The 16,868-nt window shown below is 51.3% G+C and carries 14 protein-coding genes and 6 pseudogenes; 13 read left to right on the plus strand and 7 right to left on the minus strand.

Annotation, left to right across the window (positions count from 1 at the left end; all coding sequences use genetic code 11):
• Positions 1-49 precede the first annotated feature (49 nt).
• From A7098_RS24095 to speB, 6 genes and pseudogenes are all read left to right on the plus strand, one after another.
• Positions 50-301, plus strand: a pseudogene (locus tag A7098_RS24095) (hypothetical protein).
• Positions 302-411: 110 nt separating this feature from the next.
• On the plus strand, positions 412-555 hold the full coding sequence (locus tag A7098_RS24100; protein WP_272941840.1) for a hypothetical protein: 144 nt from the start codon (positions 412-414) through the stop codon (positions 553-555).
• A 95-nt stretch (positions 556-650) separates the two neighbouring features.
• Positions 651-782 carry an acid stress response protein YqgB gene (gene yqgB / locus A7098_RS01670; protein WP_001338822.1) on the plus strand — a complete coding sequence of 44 codons (132 nt, stop codon included), beginning with the start codon at positions 651-653 and terminating at the stop codon, positions 780-782.
• An 8-nt stretch (positions 783-790) separates the two neighbouring features.
• The gene (gene speA, locus A7098_RS01675) at positions 791-2,767 is read left to right on the plus strand and encodes a biosynthetic arginine decarboxylase (protein ID WP_010347927.1); all 1,977 of its coding nucleotides are present in this window, start codon (positions 791-793) and stop codon (positions 2,765-2,767) included.
• A 140-nt stretch (positions 2,768-2,907) separates the two neighbouring features.
• Positions 2,908-3,639 carry a hypothetical protein gene (locus A7098_RS01680; RefSeq protein ID WP_105280229.1) on the plus strand — a complete coding sequence of 244 codons (732 nt, stop codon included), beginning with the start codon at positions 2,908-2,910 and terminating at the stop codon, positions 3,637-3,639.
• Between the two features lie 135 nt (positions 3,640-3,774).
• Positions 3,775-4,695: an agmatinase gene (speB, locus tag A7098_RS01685; protein WP_000105566.1), complete on the plus strand. Its 921-nt coding sequence runs from the start codon at positions 3,775-3,777 to the stop codon at positions 4,693-4,695.
• Positions 4,696-5,016: 321 nt separating this feature from the next.
• Here speB and loiP read toward each other — a convergent pair whose 3' ends face one another.
• The gene (gene loiP, locus A7098_RS01690) at positions 5,017-5,775 is read right to left on the minus strand and encodes a metalloprotease LoiP (RefSeq protein WP_010347931.1); all 759 of its coding nucleotides are present in this window, start codon (positions 5,773-5,775) and stop codon (positions 5,017-5,019) included.
• A 277-nt stretch (positions 5,776-6,052) separates the two neighbouring features.
• Between loiP and tkt the strand changes: the two genes are divergently transcribed.
• Positions 6,053-8,044, plus strand: a complete 1,992-nt coding sequence (gene tkt / locus A7098_RS01695; RefSeq protein ID WP_000098618.1) for a transketolase — start codon at positions 6,053-6,055, stop codon at positions 8,042-8,044.
• A 217-nt stretch (positions 8,045-8,261) separates the two neighbouring features.
• On the opposite strand, the pseudogene A7098_RS23915 reads toward tkt, so the two are convergent.
• Positions 8,262-8,436: pseudogene (locus A7098_RS23915) on the minus strand (prohibitin family protein); the annotation flags it as partial.
• 389 nt (positions 8,437-8,825) lie between these two features.
• Between A7098_RS23915 and cmtB the strand changes: the two are divergent.
• From cmtB to A7098_RS01730, 6 genes and pseudogenes are all read left to right on the plus strand, one after another.
• Positions 8,826-9,270, plus strand: a pseudogene (gene cmtB, locus A7098_RS01705) (PTS mannitol transporter subunit IIA).
• A 27-nt stretch (positions 9,271-9,297) separates the two neighbouring features.
• Positions 9,298-10,686, plus strand: a complete 1,389-nt coding sequence (gene cmtA, locus A7098_RS01710) for a PTS mannitol transporter subunit IICB (protein WP_000428775.1) — start codon at positions 9,298-9,300, stop codon at positions 10,684-10,686.
• Between the two features lie 14 nt (positions 10,687-10,700).
• Positions 10,701-11,978: a zinc-binding dehydrogenase gene (locus A7098_RS01715; protein WP_105280230.1), complete on the plus strand. Its 1,278-nt coding sequence runs from the start codon at positions 10,701-10,703 to the stop codon at positions 11,976-11,978.
• Positions 11,975-12,290, plus strand: a pseudogene (locus tag A7098_RS01720) (fructose-bisphosphatase class II). Before A7098_RS01715 ends, A7098_RS01720 begins: the two are co-directional and overlap by 4 nt.
• A 21-nt stretch (positions 12,291-12,311) precedes the next feature.
• Positions 12,312-12,821: a fumarase E gene (gene fumE, locus A7098_RS01725; protein WP_105280231.1), complete on the plus strand. Its 510-nt coding sequence runs from the start codon at positions 12,312-12,314 to the stop codon at positions 12,819-12,821.
• Positions 12,818-13,531: a nucleoside/nucleotide kinase family protein gene (locus A7098_RS01730; RefSeq protein WP_105280232.1), complete on the plus strand. Its 714-nt coding sequence runs from the start codon at positions 12,818-12,820 to the stop codon at positions 13,529-13,531. Before fumE ends, A7098_RS01730 begins: the two co-directional genes overlap by 4 nt.
• Here A7098_RS01730 and A7098_RS01735 read toward each other — a convergent pair.
• The 5 genes and pseudogenes from A7098_RS01735 to A7098_RS01755 all read right to left on the minus strand — a co-directional run.
• Positions 13,512-14,180 (minus strand): annotated as a pseudogene (locus A7098_RS01735) (ABC transporter ATP-binding protein); the annotation flags it as partial. The gene A7098_RS01730 and the pseudogene A7098_RS01735 overlap by 20 nt on opposite strands.
• Complete coding sequence (locus A7098_RS01740; protein ID WP_105280233.1) at positions 14,174-14,851, minus strand: energy-coupling factor ABC transporter ATP-binding protein; 678 nt, start codon at positions 14,849-14,851, stop codon at positions 14,174-14,176. The pseudogene A7098_RS01735 and the gene A7098_RS01740, both read right to left, overlap by 7 nt.
• Positions 14,839-15,546 (minus strand): annotated as a pseudogene (locus tag A7098_RS01745) (energy-coupling factor transporter transmembrane component T). Before A7098_RS01745 ends, A7098_RS01740 begins: the two are co-directional and overlap by 13 nt.
• Positions 15,547-16,125: an ECF transporter S component gene (locus A7098_RS01750; RefSeq protein ID WP_000113903.1), complete on the minus strand. Its 579-nt coding sequence runs from the start codon at positions 16,123-16,125 to the stop codon at positions 15,547-15,549.
• A 22-nt stretch (positions 16,126-16,147) separates the two neighbouring features.
• Complete coding sequence (locus A7098_RS01755; protein ID WP_105280234.1) at positions 16,148-16,579, minus strand: PPC domain-containing DNA-binding protein; 432 nt, start codon at positions 16,577-16,579, stop codon at positions 16,148-16,150.
• Between the last annotated feature and the right edge of the window lie 289 nt (positions 16,580-16,868).

Genomic DNA, 16,868 nt, shown 5'->3' on the forward strand with positions numbered 1-16,868 from the left:
TATCACCAAAAGAGAATTTAGTTAGCTCAAACTGTTGTGTGGATTTTCTGTGGTAGCGGATCCTACCACGACTCTGCAGATTAAAAACACTGGCAGTCTGAGTGTTAATCAGTATGGATGGATTAACATCTGGACGGCTATTTTAGGTCACTTCTTCACCCAATTTCCACTTTTTTTTGAATCGTGTCTCATTCTGCTAAAAACGTAGCTGGAAATTTTTCCTGACAATGCTGGCATTCTGCGTATTTATCTTTTGCAATTTTCTGCCATTGTGGGGTATAAAACGCGGCGCGCGGCTTAAATAAAAAGCACACGACGTTTCTTTCGTGTTGCCACTTCCAGCCGGGTTGAAATCAGTGTTTTAGCTTGTTGGTTCGTCTTCGCAGGCGGCCGTGGAGGTGATACGAAATAATGAATCGTTGTCTGCTGCTTAATCTGTCGCACCGTTCTGGTGTAGATTCGTTCCCCGCATTCTGCATCTCTGCATTGCATACCTGCCGATGTTATACCCATCTCGGCGCTTCTCAGGATTCAAGAGCTGGCAACAGTTACTGAAGACTGAACAAGGGCGCTCTTGTAAAAAAACAAGAGTTTTCTCGTGGTTTCGCCGAACTGTCACACTTACGTTCGGTTATGTGTTTAATAATGTTATGAAAAAGAAACCGGTTGCGCAGTCGGAGCGTCAGCATACGCTGCTGGAAAATCCGTGTGCTTATGGGTTGTTATCGCAGTTTCAGGCTGCGATAGTGGTTAACTGTTTTACACTTAATAAAATAATTTGAGGTTCGCTATGTCTGACGACATGTCTATGAGTTTGCCTTCGTCAGCGGGCGAACACGGTGTACTACGCTCCATGCAGGAGGTTGCAATGAGCTCCCAGGAAGCCAGCAAGATGCTGCGTACTTACAATATTGCCTGGTGGGGCAATAACTACTATGACGTTAACGAGCTGGGTCACATCAGCGTGTGCCCGGACCCGGACGTCCCGGAAGCTCGCGTCGATCTCGCGCAGTTGGTGAAAACCCGCGAAGCGCAAGGGCAGCGCCTGCCAGCACTGTTCTGCTTCCCGCAGATCCTCCAGCACCGTTTGCGTTCCATTAATGCTGCGTTTAAACGTGCGCGGGAATCCTACGGTTATAACGGTGACTACTTCCTCGTTTATCCGATTAAAGTTAACCAGCATCGTCGCGTGATTGAATCCCTGATTCATTCAGGTGAGCCGTTGGGACTGGAAGCAGGTTCAAAAGCCGAGTTGATGGCGGTGCTGGCTCATGCAGGCATGACCCGTAGCGTTATCGTCTGTAACGGTTATAAAGACCGCGAATATATCCGCCTGGCGCTGATTGGCGAGAAAATGGGCCATAAGGTCTATCTGGTTATTGAGAAAATGTCAGAAATCGCCATTGTGCTGGATGAAGCTGAACGCCTGAACGTTGTTCCGCGTCTGGGTGTGCGCGCGCGTCTGGCCTCACAAGGTTCTGGCAAATGGCAGTCTTCTGGCGGGGAAAAATCGAAGTTCGGTCTGGCGGCAACCCAGGTACTGCAACTGGTTGAAACGCTACGTGAAGCCGGACGTCTCGACAGCCTGCAACTGCTGCACTTCCATCTCGGTTCGCAGATGGCGAATATTCGCGATATCGCTACCGGCGTTCGGGAATCTGCACGCTTCTATGTTGAGCTACACAAGCTCGGCGTCAATATTCAGTGCTTTGACGTCGGCGGTGGCCTGGGCGTGGATTATGAAGGCACTCGTTCACAGTCCGATTGTTCGGTGAACTATGGCCTCAATGAATACGCCAACAACATCATCTGGGCGATTGGCGATGCCTGTGAAGAAAATGGCCTGCCGCATCCGACGGTGATCACCGAATCGGGTCGTGCGGTGACTGCGCACCATACCGTGCTGGTGTCTAATATCATCGGCGTGGAACGTAACGAATACACGGTGCCGACCGCGCCCGCAGAAGATGCGCCGCGCGCACTGCAAAGCATGTGGGAAACCTGGCAGGAAATGCACGAACCGGGGACTCGCCGTTCTCTGCGCGAGTGGCTGCACGACAGCCAGATGGATCTGCACGATATTCATATCGGCTACTCTTCCGGCACCTTTAGCCTGCAAGAACGCGCATGGGCTGAGCAGCTTTATTTGAGCATGTGCCATGAAGTGCAGAAGCAACTGGATCCGCAAAATCGCGCTCATCGTCCGATTATCGACGAGCTGCAGGAACGTATGGCGGACAAAATGTACGTCAACTTCTCGCTGTTCCAGTCAATGCCGGATGCCTGGGGGATCGACCAGTTGTTCCCGGTTCTGCCGCTTGAAGGGTTGGATCAAGTGCCGGAACGTCGCGCTGTGCTGCTGGATATCACCTGTGACTCTGACGGTGCTATCGACCACTATATTGATGGTGACGGTATTGCCACGACAATGCCAATGCCGGAGTACGATCCAGAGAATCCGCCGATGCTCGGTTTCTTTATGGTCGGTGCCTATCAGGAGATCCTCGGCAACATGCACAACCTGTTCGGTGATACCGAAGCGGTTGATGTGTTCGTCTTCCCTGACGGCAGCGTAGAAGTGGAGCTGTCTGATGAAGGCGATACCGTTGCGGACATGTTGCAATATGTACAGCTCGATCCGAAAACGCTGTTAACCCAGTTCCGTGATCAAGTGAAGAAAACCGATCTGGATGCTGAGCTGCAACAACAGTTCCTGGAAGAGTTCGAGGCAGGGTTGTACGGATATACCTATCTTGAAGATGAATAATTAAGATTATTCCGCTGGTGGGTCGATTTAAATGATTAAATCGACCCATTTTTTTATATATTCTTAAAAATAATTTGGCTGCTTTTCTTATTAAATAATCCCCCTACAATCGCTGTATTAATTAAATAGAGGGAACGGTTATGAAAAAATGGAAAGTACGTAGCGCGTTGGTGGCATTAATCGTGTTGTTGGCTGGTTGCTCAAGTAATGCGCAGTATAATAGCAGTGCATCGGGCAATGTCGGCACCGCCTGGGGTGGAGATGTGCACTCAACGGTTCAGGGCGTATCTGCTGAACGCGCCTGGCGCGATCCGGCAGAGATGATCGTTATTAATTATTCGACAAATATTCCTTCCGGCTACGACCGTGTTTATAGTATTCGTATTAACGAACTGGAATATGCTATTCGTGATGCTAATTTTAATTCTCTACCTATTACGCGAGTTTATGATTCATCAAATAATGAACCGCGATATATTGTTCATGCCAGAGTGGGGATGAATTATCAATTATATGTCCGTAACTACAGCCGGAACACCAATTACGAGATCGTTGCTACGGTTGATGGCCTGGATGTTCTGAATGGTAAACAAGGTTCGTTGAATAACAATGGCTATATTGTGAACGCTGGTGATTCGTTAGCGATTAAAGGATTCCGCAAAGATAAACATACCGAAGCGGCTTTTCAGTTCGCCAATGTTGCAGATTCCTACGCCGCCAATTCGGCGCAAGGCGATGTGCGTAATACCGGGGTGATCGGCTTTGCCGCCTTTGAATTGCAAGGCTCGGAGAAAAACGCGCTGCCGCCGTGCTCTGGACAAGCCTTTCCGGCAGACAACAATGGCTATGCGCCGCCACCGTGTCGTAAATAGCAACCTCGCTTGATGCCTCGCCCATTTAAGGCGATAATTAGCGCAAACTTGTGTTTCGCAAATCCAACCCTTCCTCGTCGGGCCTAACGACGCGGAAGGGTTTTTTTATATCGACTTTGTAATAGGAGTCCATCCATGAGCACCTTAGGGCATCAATACGATAACTCACTGGTTTCCAACGCCTTTGGTTTTTTACGCCTGCCGATGAACTTCCAGCCGTATGACAGCGATGCTGACTGGGTGATTACCGGCGTACCGTTCGATATGGCCACTTCTGGTCGTGCGGGTGGTCGTCACGGTCCGGCGGCTATCCGTCAGGTATCAACTAACCTGGCCTGGGAACACAACCGTTTCCCGTGGAATTTCGACATGCGCGAGCGCCTGAACGTCGTGGACTGCGGCGATCTGGTATATGCCTTCGGCGATGCTCGTGAGATGAGCGAGAAATTGCAGGCGCACGCAGAGAAACTGCTGGCTGCCGGTAAGCGTATGCTCTCCTTCGGTGGTGACCACTTTGTTACGCTGCCGCTGCTGCGCGCCCATGCAAAACATTTCGGCAAAATGGCGCTGGTACACTTTGACGCCCACACCGATACCTATGCGAACGGTTGTGAATTTGACCACGGCACCATGTTCTATACTGCGCCGAAAGAAGGGCTGATCGACCCGAATCATTCCGTGCAGATTGGTATTCGTACCGAGTTTGATAAAGACAACGGCTTTACCGTGCTGGACGCCTGCCAGGTGAACGATCGCAGCGTGGATGATGTTATCGCCCAGGTGAAACAGATTGTGGGTGATATGCCGGTTTATCTGACTTTTGATATCGACTGTCTTGATCCGGCATTCGCGCCAGGAACCGGTACGCCAGTGATTGGCGGCCTGACCTCCGATCGCGCCATTAAACTGGTACGCGGCCTGAAAGATCTCAACATTGTTGGGATGGACGTTGTGGAAGTGGCTCCGGCATACGATCAGTCGGAAATCACCGCTCTGGCAGCAGCGACGCTGGCGCTGGAGATGCTGTATATTCAGGCGGCGAAAAAGGGCGAGTAAGCGCCGGATAAGATGCGCACGGTGTAACAAATGTGCCATTAATGTCGGATGCGGCGTAAACGCCTTATCCGACCTACGTTCGGCACCCGTAGGCCGGATAAGATGCGTCAGCATCGCATCCGGCAATGCGCACGGTGTAACAAATGTGCCATTAATGTCGGATGCGGCGTGAACGCCTTATCTGACCTACGTTCGGCACCCGTAGGCCGGATAAGATGCGTCAGCATCGCATCCGGCAATGCGCACGGGGTGACAAATGTGCCATTCGTGTCAGATGCGGCGTGAACGCCTTATCTGACCTACGTTCGGTACTACCGGACCTTACTTAATCCCATCCGCGCTCATACGATCGCGAATATGCTGGGCGCGTTCGGCGGATGCCGGATGGTCGTCAAACATTGAGCTTTGGCGACCTTCTTCCAGTTTCGCCAGTTTTTCAAAGCTGGTGGCGAGACCTGCCGGGCTGATGCCGCGTTGGCGCAACAAATCGTAGGAATAATCATCCGCTTCCGCTTCCTGGCGTTGAGAGAATTGCGAATTGACTAGCTTTTCGCCCAGGTCACCAAGTTGTGATTGCGATAAACTGCCGACAATCCCGCCCGCAGAGGCCGCTGCGACACGCACGGCGTTTGTACCAAGTGCCACCTGCATCCCTTTCTTCACATGGCCTAACGCCACGTGCCCCATTTCGTGACCGATCACCGCTTCAACTTCGTTATCCGTCATCATATCCATCAGCCCGCTATAGACGCGGATACAGCCGTTGGCCATTGCAAAGGCGTTTACATCTTTCGCCATATACACTTTGTAATTCACCGGCTGACCGTTGATATTGTTGCCTAGCGCGTTGGCTATGGTGGTCAGACGCTTAGCATATTCACTATTGGCTGGCGCAATCGTCGCCTTGCTGTCCATCTCCTGACATGCCTGATCGCTCAGGGCTTTCACCTGGGCGTCACTCAAACTGTAAGCCTGAAAAGCTTCCGCTCCTGATGAGAGCAGTCCACTGGAGTCCATATTCTGGCAACCGGTCAGTACCGTTGCCACGCTCATTGCTACCAATAAGGCGCGAATTTTCATGTTTTCTCTTCCGCACAAGGTCAGGATTATTCTAAAAATGCGCCGTTTGCAGGTGAATCGACGCTCAGTCTCAGTATAAGGAAAAGCGCAGCGGACGGGCGAGCAGATTGCGCAACATGCGAGCATGATCCAGAGATTTCTGAAGCGGCAAAAGGATGTTCCATGTACATGACGCGCGGCTTGCGGTAAATTGTTGGCAAATTTTCCGGCGTAGCCCAAAACGCGCTGTCGTCAAGTCGTTAAGGGCGTGCCCTTCATCATCCGATCTGGAGTCAAAATGTCCTCACGTAAAGAGCTTGCCAATGCTATTCGTGCGCTGAGCATGGACGCAGTACAGAAAGCCAAATCCGGTCACCCGGGCGCCCCGATGGGTATGGCTGACATTGCCGAAGTCCTGTGGCGTGATTTCCTGAAACACAACCCGCAGAATCCGTCCTGGGCTGACCGTGACCGCTTTGTGCTGTCCAACGGCCACGGCTCCATGCTGATTTACAGCCTGCTGCACCTCACTGGTTACGATCTGCCGATGGAAGAACTGAAAAACTTCCGTCAGCTGCACTCCAAAACTCCGGGCCACCCGGAAGTGGGCTACACCGCAGGTGTAGAAACCACAACTGGTCCGCTGGGGCAGGGTATTGCGAACGCAGTCGGTATGGCGATTGCAGAAAAAACGCTGGCGGCGCAGTTTAACCGTCCGGGTCACGACATTGTCGACCACTACACCTACGCCTTCATGGGCGATGGCTGCATGATGGAAGGCATTTCCCACGAAGTTTGCTCTCTGGCGGGCACGCTGAAGCTGGGCAAACTGATTGCGTTCTACGATGACAACGGGATTTCTATCGATGGTCACGTTGAAGGTTGGTTCACCGACGATACCGCAATGCGTTTCGAAGCCTACGGCTGGCACGTTATTCGTGATATCGACGGTCATGACGCGGCATCTATCAAACGCGCAGTAGAAGAAGCGCGCGCAGTGACTGACAAACCGTCCCTGCTGATGTGTAAAACCATCATCGGTTTCGGTTCGCCGAACAAAGCTGGTACGCACGATTCCCATGGTGCGCCGCTGGGCGACGCTGAAATCGCGTTGACCCGCGAACAGCTGGGCTGGAAATATGCACCGTTCGAAATCCCGTCTGAAATCTATGCTCAGTGGGATGCGAAAGAAGCAGGCCAGGCGAAAGAATCCGCATGGAACGAGAAATTCGCTGCTTATGCGAAAGCTTATCCGCAGGAAGCCGCTGAATTTACCCGTCGTATGAAAGGCGAAATGCCGTCTGACTTCGACGCGAAAGCGAAAGAGTTTATCGCGAAGTTGCAGGCTAATCCGGCGAAAATCGCCAGCCGTAAAGCGTCTCAGAATGCCATCGAAGCGTTCGGTCCGCTGTTGCCGGAATTCCTCGGCGGCTCCGCTGACCTGGCTCCGTCTAACCTGACCCTGTGGTCTGGTTCTAAAGCAATCAACGAAGATGCTGCCGGTAACTACATCCACTACGGTGTTCGCGAGTTCGGTATGACCGCGATTGCTAACGGTATCTCCCTGCATGGCGGCTTCCTGCCGTACACCTCCACCTTCCTGATGTTCGTAGAATACGCACGTAATGCGGTACGTATGGCTGCGCTGATGAAACAGCGTCAGGTGATGGTTTACACCCACGACTCCATCGGTCTGGGCGAAGATGGCCCAACTCACCAGCCGGTTGAGCAGGTTGCTTCTCTGCGCGTGACCCCGAACATGTCTACATGGCGTCCGTGTGACCAGGTTGAATCCGCTGTAGCGTGGAAATACGGCGTTGAGCGTCAGGACGGCCCGACCGCCCTGATCCTCTCCCGTCAGAACCTGGCGCAGCAGGAACGTACTGAAGAGCAGCTGGCAAACATCGCGCGCGGTGGTTATGTGCTGAAAGACTGTGCCGGTCAGCCGGAACTGATCTTTATTGCTACTGGTTCTGAAGTTGAGCTGGCTGTTGCCGCTTACGAAAAACTGACTGCCGAAGGCGTGAAAGCGCGCGTGGTTTCCATGCCGTCTACCGACGCATTCGACAAGCAGGACGCTGCTTACCGTGAGTCTGTACTGCCGAAAGCGGTTACTGCACGCGTTGCAGTAGAAGCGGGTATTGCTGACTACTGGTACAAGTATGTTGGTCTGAACGGTGCTATCGTCGGCATGACCACCTTCGGTGAATCTGCACCGGCAGAGCAACTGTTTGAAGAGTTCGGCTTCACCGTTGAAAACGTGGTAGCGAAAGCAAAAGAACTGCTGTAATCGGTAAGATGCTTTGTGAGAAGGGTCGCGAAAGCAGCCCTTCATATTGTTGGCAAAGTGCGTGTTGTTCCTACCGGATGCGGCGTGAACGCCTTATTCGGCCTACAAAATCATGCAAATTCAATAAATTGCAGGGACTGTGTAGGCCTGATAAGCGTAGCGCATCAGGCAGTTTAGCCTTTGCCATCAGTCTCAAGAGCCGCAAACGCGGCTCTTTTTACTTGGTCGAGATAAACGGAACGGTACTGCCGGGGTTCATGGTATCGGGTAATTTGCCATCCCAACGCTCAGCAGTGGTAAGGGCACAAGACCGGGATTGTCCCGCAGAGCTTCACCCCGCAGGCGAATAGTTTCGGCTTCAGCCGCACTTCTTACGCAATAGTCTCCGCTTTCATTCGATCTTCAATCGACTTCTCATAAGCGTCAGAAATTGAGCAAAGCAAGGAATATGCCCCCCTGATGTGAGGATAACAGTCAACCTCGAACAATTAAGAATCTATAAAGAAGGGGCTGTAAGATTTAATTTTATCTGTTTTCGGACTTTCAAGTTATAAATGGTGAGCATAATCACAAACACAACAATCATAAATTTGTCTTATTTGCAATCCAACTCACAAACAGAAAGTTGACTTTATAATTATTAATCGCAACTTATTGTTATTTATGGTTTGTTTATTTCTCCTCTTCTGGTGGTTCGCCTTTTTAGCCCAATTGCTTTCAATTTTTTGCGCGCGTATTTTATTTTCACCGACAGTCGGTACTCTAAAAATAGGGATAATTTATGCGGCTTATTGATTATTTTCCAGAATCATCAATCTCAGTGATACATGCAGCTAAAGACTGGCAGGAGGCTATTGATTTTTCGATGGCATCATTATTAACAAAAAAATTATATCAACGAGAATTACATTCAGGCTATTAAAGATTCCACCATTAACAACGGATCTTATTATATTCTCGCAGCAGGCGTAGCAATGCCTCATGCGCGACCAGAATGTGGGGCGCTCAAAACCGGAATGTCTTTGACGTTACTTAAACAAGGTGTTTATTTCCCTGGGAATGACGAACCGATTAAATTACTCATCGGGCTTTCTGCTGCCGATGCCGATTCGCACATTGGCGCTATTCAGGCGTTAAGTGAATTACTGTGCGAAGAAGAAATACTTGAACAACTCTTAACAGCATCATCAGAAAAACAATTAGCGGACATTATCAGCCGCGAATAATAACTCTCTCCTCTACAGGATAATATTATGGAAAACAAGTCTGCTCGTGCAAAGGTTCAGGCTTTTGGGGGCTTTTTGACCGCTATGGTCATTCCCAATATCGGTGCTTTTATTGCCTGGGGTTTTATTACTGCATTATTTATTCCTACCGGCTGGCTGCCTAACGAACATTTCGCCAAAATTGTCGGTCCAATGATTACCTATTTATTACCGGTGATGATTGGTTCTACCGGTGGTCACCTGGTCGGCGGTAAACGCGGTGCGGTGATGGGGGGAATAGGGACGATTGGCGTAATTGTGGGTGCTGAAATCCCCATGTTCCTGGGTTCGATGATTATGGGACCGCTTGGCGGCCTGATGATTAAATATATCGATAAGGCACTGGAAAAACGCATCCCCGCTGGTTTTGAGATGGTTATCAATAACTTCTCATTAGGTATCGCCGGGATGGCTCTCTGCCTGCTAGGTTTTGAAGTTATCGGTCCAGCGGTGTTAATTGCCAATACTTTCGTCAAAGAGTGTATTGAGGCGCTGGTACATGCGGGATATCTGCCTCTGCTGTCTGTTATCAATGAACCCGCGAAAGTGCTTTTCCTCAATAACGCGATAGATCAGGGCGTCTATTACCCGTTGGGGATGCAACAGGCTTCGGTTAACGGCAAATCCATCTTCTTTATGGTGGCGTCGAATCCGGGGCCAGGGTTGGGGTTGCTGCTGGCGTTTACCTTGTTTGGTAAAGGGATGAGTAAACGTTCTGCGCCCGGGGCGATGATTATTCACTTTCTTGGCGGCATCCACGAACTATATTTCCCGTATGTGTTGATGAAGCCGCTGACCATTATCGCCATGATTGCGGGCGGTATGTCTGGAACCTGGATGTTTAATTTGCTGGACGGTGGTCTGGTGGCAGGCCCAAGTCCGGGGTCTATCTTTGCCTACCTGGCACTGACGCCGAAAGGTTCGTTCCTGGCGACAATCGCCGGTGTTACGCTCGGTACTCTGGTGTCCTTTGCCATCACTTCCCTGATACTGAAGATGGAAAAAACGGTGGAAACGGAGAGCGAAGATGAGTTTGCTCAGTCAGCCAATGCGGTTAAAGCGATGAAACAAGAAGGTGCATTCTCGTTATGCCGGGTTAAGCGTATTGCCTTTGTTTGCGATGCGGGGATGGGCTCCAGCGCGATGGGCGCAACCACCTTCCGTAAGCGCCTGGAAAAAGCGGGGCTGGCAATAGAAGTAAAACATTACGCGATAGAAAACGTGCCTGCGGATGCCGATATTGTGGTCACACACGCCAGTCTGGAAGGACGCGTGAAACGTGTGACGGATAAACCGCTGATATTGATTAATAACTATATTGGTGATCCAAAGCTCGACACCTTATTTAATCAATTAACCGCCGAACATAAACACTGATTACAGAGATAAAAATGAAAACCAAAGTTGCTGCTATTTATGGCAAGCGGGACGTCCGTCTGCGCGAATTTAAACTGCCCGAAATTACCGATAATGAACTGTTAGTGAGTGTAATTTCTGACAGCGTCTGTTTATCGACCTGGAAAGCGGCGTTACTCGGTAGTGAACATAAACGCGTACCCGACGATTTAGAAAATCATCCGGTCATTACCGGGCATGAATGTGCCGGGGTTATTGTCGAAGTGGGTAAAAATCTCACTGGCAAATATAAAAAAGGCCAGCGTTTTGTATTGCAACCAGCAATGGGATTACCCAGTGGATATTCAGCCGGATACAGCTACGAATATTTCGGCGGTAATGCCACCTATATGATTATTCCCGAAATCGCCATTAACCTGGGCTGTGTATTACCGTATCACGGCTCTTATTTTGCTGCTGCGTCGCTGGCAGAGCCTATGTGCTGCATTATTGGCGCTTATCATGCCAATTATCACACCACGCAATATGTTTATGAGCATCGCATGGGCGTCAAACCTGGCGGCAATATTGCGCTGCTGGCGTGTGCTGGCCCGATGGGAATTGGCGCTATCGATTACGCCATTAACGGCGGCATACAACCGTCGCGGGTAGTGGTGGTTGATATCGACGAAAAACGCCTGGCACAGGTGCAGAAGTTGCTGCCGGTAGAACTGGCGGCCAGTAAAGGCATTGAGCTGGTGTATGTGAATACCAAAGGGATGAGCGATCCAGTCCAGACGCTGCGGACGCTGACAGGAGATGCCGGATTCGATGACGTGTTTGTCTATGCGGCGGTGCCTTCGGTCGTTGAGATGGCTGATGAGTTGCTGGCAGAAGACGGCTGCCTGAACTTCTTTGCCGGCCCGACGGATAAAAACTTCAAAGTGCCGTTTAACTTCTACAACGTCCATTACAACAGCACGCACGTCGTCGGTACATCCGGCGGTTCAACGGACGACATGAAAGAGGCGATTGCCCTTAGCGCCACGGGGCAGTTGCAACCGTCGTTTATGGTGACCCATATTGGTGGGCTGGATGCGGTGCCAGAAACCGTGCTCAATCTGCCGGATATCCCCGGCGGTAAAAAACTCATTTATAACGGTGTCACCATGCCGCTCACTGCCATTGCCGATTTTGCCGAAAAAGGCAAAACCGATCCGCTGTTTAAAGAGCTGGCGCGGCTGGTTGAGGAAACGCACGGCATCTGGAATGAACAGGCCGAGAAATATCTGCTGGCGCAATTTGGCGTTGATATCGGGGAGGCCGCGCAATGATGTCCCTGGCGTGGCCATTATTTCGCGTTACGGAACAGGCAGCGTTGGCTGCCTGGCCGCAAACCGGATGTGGCGATAAAAATAAAATTGATGGCCTGGCGGTCACTGCGATGCGCCAGGCATTAAACGACGTCGCTTTTCGTGGACGAGTGGTTATCGGCGAGGGGGAAAGATATCCTCTTTAGCGCCACAGGCGTCACGGGTGGAGAGCTGGTGAACGGTATACAACAGACGGCGAATGGAGTGCGGACGCAGACATTACTGATCGGCGGCGCGGACCAAACGTGTAATATAATTGATTCCCTGCATTGATGGTGATCTATCGGAAGACGAATGGCGACGCTGACAGAAGATGATGTGCTTGAGCAACTGGACGCACAGGACAATTTATATTCATTTATGAAAACTGCGCATTCTATTTTGCTCCAGGGAATACGCCAGTTTCTGCCGTCGCTATTTGTCGATAACGATGAAGAGATCGTCGAATATGCAGTGAAACCGTTACTCGCCCAAAGCGGCCCGCTTGACGATATTGATGTTGCGCTGCGTTTGATTTATGCGCTGGGGAAAATGGATAAATGGCTGTACGCCGATATCACGCATTTTTCCCAGTTCTGGCATTACCTGAACGAACAGGATGAAACGCCCGGATTTGCCGATGACATGACCTGGGATTTTATCAGCAACGTCAATAGCATAACCCGCAATGCGACGCTCTATGACGCGTTGAAAGCGATGAAGTTCGCCGATTTCGCCGTCTGGTCAGAGGTGCGTTTTAGCAGGATGGTCAAAACGGCGCTGACGCTGGCAGTAACGACCACCTTAAAGGAATTAACGCCGTGAAAATTGAATTAACGGTGAATGGGCTGAAGGTACAGGCGCAGTACCATGATGATGAGATAAAAAATGTACATAAACCGTTGCTGCGCATGTTGGCGGCCTTACAGACGGTAAATCCACAGCGGCGTGCGGTGGTATTTCTTTGCGCTCCGCCGGGGACGGGTAAATCTACCCTAACCACCTTCTGGGAATATCTCGCGCAACAAGACCCGGAACTACCCACTATTCAGACGCTCCCGATGGATGGTTTTCACCATTACAACATCTGGCTGGATGAGCATCAGCTTCGCTCTTATAAAGGCGCACCGCAGACGTTCGACGTGGCGAAACTGGCGGAAAATCTGCGCCGGGCAGTGGAAGGGGATTGTACGTGGCCGCAGTACGATCGACAAAAGCATGATCCCATAGAAGATGCATTACACGTTACTGCACCGATCATTATCGTAGAAGGAAATTGGCTGTTATTGGATGACGAGAAATGGCGCATACTTGCGCAATTTTGTGATTTCTCGATCTTTATCAACGCGCCCGCAGCTGCGTTACGGGAACGGCTGGTGGGGCGCAAGCTGGCGGGAGGGTTATCGCTGGCAGACGCTGAAGCCTTTTATGAACGTACCGACGGCCCAAATGTTCGCCGGGTGCTTGAACAGAGTCTGCCCGCAAATTTGACCTTAATGATGACGGATAGCGGCGAATATCGTCTGGCAGATTGACCTCTTTCACAGTGCCGTCTTCCAGACGGATAACACGGGAAAAATGACGCCGGGTAAATGCGGCGTCATGACTGATTGCCACGACACTCGCGCCTCGTTGGCGGCATTTTTCCAGCCAGCACTCAAACACGCCCAGCCAGTTTTCGTCAAAATCCCGACTGGGTTCATCCAGCAACAACAGTGACGGGGCGAGAGCTTCCAGACTGGCGACGGCGACCATCCGTCGCTGTGCGCTATGCAGGTCTAACGGATGCGCGCTGGCAACGTCTGCTAACTGACAACATTGCAGGGCGTATTCGGTGCGTTTTGCGATGTCTGCGGGTGAGAATTTTTGTAATTTCAGACCAAAGGCGACCTCTTCGGCGACGGTGCTATGAAACAACTGGTTTTCCGCTTCCTGAAACAGTACGCCAATTTTTGCCGCGCGCTGGCGGTTCTTAAGCGTATGTAATGCCTGTTGTTGCAATATTACTGTACCGGAAGATGGGGGAAGAAGACCCGCCATGATGCGTAACAGTGTCGATTTTCCCGCGCCGTTGTCGCCGGTCAGCGCCAGCCATTCACCTTGTTTAAGTTGCAGCGAAATGTCGCAAAGACAATCTGTTGCCGCGCCAGGCCAGCGATAAGTCACCTGATTTAACGTTAACATAATGGCTGGAGTACTCCGTCATGTAACCACCAGGAATGCTGGCAATAGTTCAGAAAAGGTGTGGGATGACGTTCAAACAGAATAACCAGCGAACCGCATTCCATCGCCCAGTGCTGCAAACGCTGCAACAGAATTTCGCTGGCTTGTGATGTCAGGCGGCTAAAGGCTTCATCAAGAATTAATAGTTTTGGTTGCATAGCGATGGCACAGGCGATAACCACGCGTTGGGTTTCTCCACCGGAGAGTGTTGCCGGATGGCGATGACGCAACGGCTGGCACTCGGTCAGGGTCAGGGCAGCGTCAATGCGCGCCATAACCTTTGCTTCATCAAGACACAGATTTTCTGGCCCAAAGGCAACCTCTTCTTCCACGCTAAAGGTACAGCCGGAAAGCTGCAAATAGGGAGATTGCTGGACGAGTTGAATGGTAGCGGCTTGTTCGCTTAGCGAGAGTTGCCCAATGGGCGTATTGAGGAGCATTCCCGTGCCAGCGATGTCACCCGGCAGGAAGTCCGGATACCAACCCGCCATCAGTTGCGCCAGCGTGCTTTTGCCGCTGCCGTTGTCTCCAAAGATGGCGACCATCCCCGGGTTGTCATAGTGAAAGTCATAACCGAATGGAGAGTGCGTTGAGTGCGTCGGGCAATAGCGAAACTGTTCTAACGTAACCATAGCCACACTCCGGGTTCTGCCAGCATCAGCAATATCATGGTGTAACGAGCCACTTTTTGTAATTTACTGTCAGGTGGTGCCCATAGCGTAGTGCGCCGGTTATGTAAGCGAAATGCCCGCATATCCAGCGCCGCACCACGGATCGCCAGATCGTTAAGCGCATTATGGGTTAATGGTATGATTAACGCCGGCATCGCACATAAGCGTTGATACCAGCTTTCATCCAGCGGCACGCCACGCGCACGCTGTGCTTCATGAATAATCGCTAATTGCCGTTTTAACTGCTCAACGACCAGCAGCGGTCCGGCAAACAGATAAGCGACGCCCGGCGGCAGGCGAGAAGCAAACAAAGCGCGGATAAAACATTGCACGGGGACGTACTGCATCCACAACTGCGAAGTGGAAACAATCGCCAGAATGCGCAGCCAGAGCGTAATAGCAAATGCTCAACGTTCTGGATTGCGCGGTGTTCCGCTTATCCATTCTGTCAGCCAGCCACCGTGTACCAGCCACAGTCCAGCCCCCAGCGAGAACATCAGCCAGACGACATATTTTGCTCGCCGCCGCGTGGCCTTTAGCGCAATAAGGCAGAAAAAGGTCGCCGCGCTATAGACTGGCAGTATTGTCTGTGTGGGCAGGATAAGCGTGGTGCAGGCTGCCAGCGCCCACAGCGTTAATGAGGTAAACGGATGCATTTAGCGCACGGCAGCCATTGCCGGAAAATGACGCGTGGTGCGAATCGGCAGCTGGCGCAGTAAAAGCCAGACAATCACCGCTGTAAGAATTTTATCGACCAGGTTTGCGCCTATCACCGTAATCGCCACCGACTCCACCAGGTTTTGCCCCATAGAGTGCATCCAGGCAACGAACAAATCGGCTCCGCTACCGGTGACACCGCCGAACAGAGCAGTACGTAACGGTACAGCAACGACTGTGACCGCAAGCGTAATAATCACGCCGCTGACAACGACTTTCGGCAGGGTGCGAAACCAACCCGCTCGCGCCAGCCAACCGGCGACCAGGCCGATGACCATCGCGACGGGCGCAAATGCGGCGGCGATCGGGTCGGTCAGCAATCCCCAGAGTAAATTGGTCAGTAAGCCGGTCAGCATCCCGATCACCGGACCAAGCAGTACCGCACTAATAAGTGTGCCGATGGAGTCGAGAAATATAGGTAATTTGACCATGCTGGCCAGTTGCCCGCCGATCATATTGATGGCGATAGAGATAACGATCAACACCAGTGCCTGACTGGAAAAGTGGCGACGCGCCATAAGAAAACCTCTCTGAAAGTAGTTATTTAACGGGGGAAATATGCAACTCGTCGTAACCAGAAAGCGCGCAAGGCTGGCGGCTAAACGCCAGTTCCTCAAGGCAGCCGATCACCAGTTCAAGCGTGGTCCGCACGGTACAGCCGGGCATCATATGACCGCCAAGCATCGTGCCGTGTGGATCGGAAACGCAGAGATGAAGATGTTCACCACTCCGTTCCAGCGTGCCGTTCAATGCGATGACTTCGAACTTACCGCTTAGTAGGGCCGTGTTTTCTTGCCCGGCATAGCGTAAGGCGACGTCAGTCAGACTGCCGGTACAACCTGCAATCCAGGCGGCATGAAGTTGCTGCTGCTGTGCAAAAGCGTGTAGCTGGGAAAAAACTTCCTGCCCGGGGAGGAGGCGCAGTGCGTAAAAGCGTGCGGAGGAAGAATATGGGTAGGGCAATGTCATCATTGGAGTACTCCGAAACTCGGACGTATTGCGGATAATATCGACGCTGCATCAGTCATATTCTGATATAAGTCAGGGTTTGTGACGGCACAACGAAAAGATTTTGCTACGCTTATTCGTGATTCTGCAAAGTGGAATAAATTCCACAGGGGCGGGGCTGAAAACGTGACGTAAGTCAGATATTTGTTTTCTTTGACTGGACAATCATTCCTTTTATTCCACGTTTCGCTTATCCTAGCTGAAGCGTTTCAGTCGATTAAATGTTCGACAATTAACCAATCAGTCGCAGTTT

This window comes from Escherichia sp. MOD1-EC7011 (assembly GCF_002965005.1).
GTDB classification, from domain to species: domain Bacteria; phylum Pseudomonadota; class Gammaproteobacteria; order Enterobacterales; family Enterobacteriaceae; genus Escherichia; species Escherichia ruysiae.

Excerpts from the sequence above, each read along its gene's own strand:
- yqgB (WP_001338822.1), top strand. The coding sequence starts at position 651 with ATGAAAAAGAAACCGGTTGCGCAGTCGGAGCGTCAGCATACGCTGCTG.
- cmtA (WP_000428775.1), top strand. The coding sequence starts at position 9,298 with ATGGAAAACAAGTCTGCTCGTGCAAAGGTTCAGGCTTTTGGGGGCTTT.
- speB (WP_000105566.1), top strand. The coding sequence starts at position 3,775 with ATGAGCACCTTAGGGCATCAATACGATAACTCACTGGTTTCCAACGCC.
- A7098_RS01750 (WP_000113903.1), bottom strand. The coding sequence starts at position 16,125 with ATGGCGCGTCGCCACTTTTCCAGTCAGGCACTGGTGTTGATCGTTATC.
- A7098_RS01740 (WP_105280233.1), bottom strand. The coding sequence starts at position 14,851 with ATGGTTACGTTAGAACAGTTTCGCTATTGCCCGACGCACTCAACGCAC.
- fumE (WP_105280231.1), top strand. The coding sequence starts at position 12,312 with ATGGCGACGCTGACAGAAGATGATGTGCTTGAGCAACTGGACGCACAG.
- A7098_RS01755 (WP_105280234.1), bottom strand. The coding sequence starts at position 16,579 with ATGATGACATTGCCCTACCCATATTCTTCCTCCGCACGCTTTTACGCA.
- speA (WP_010347927.1), top strand. The coding sequence starts at position 791 with ATGTCTGACGACATGTCTATGAGTTTGCCTTCGTCAGCGGGCGAACAC.
- A7098_RS24100 (WP_272941840.1), top strand. The coding sequence starts at position 412 with ATGAATCGTTGTCTGCTGCTTAATCTGTCGCACCGTTCTGGTGTAGAT.
- loiP (WP_010347931.1), bottom strand. The coding sequence starts at position 5,775 with ATGAAAATTCGCGCCTTATTGGTAGCAATGAGCGTGGCAACGGTACTG.
- A7098_RS01715 (WP_105280230.1), top strand. The coding sequence starts at position 10,701 with ATGAAAACCAAAGTTGCTGCTATTTATGGCAAGCGGGACGTCCGTCTG.
- A7098_RS01680 (WP_105280229.1), top strand. The coding sequence starts at position 2,908 with ATGAAAAAATGGAAAGTACGTAGCGCGTTGGTGGCATTAATCGTGTTG.
- tkt (WP_000098618.1), top strand. The coding sequence starts at position 6,053 with ATGTCCTCACGTAAAGAGCTTGCCAATGCTATTCGTGCGCTGAGCATG.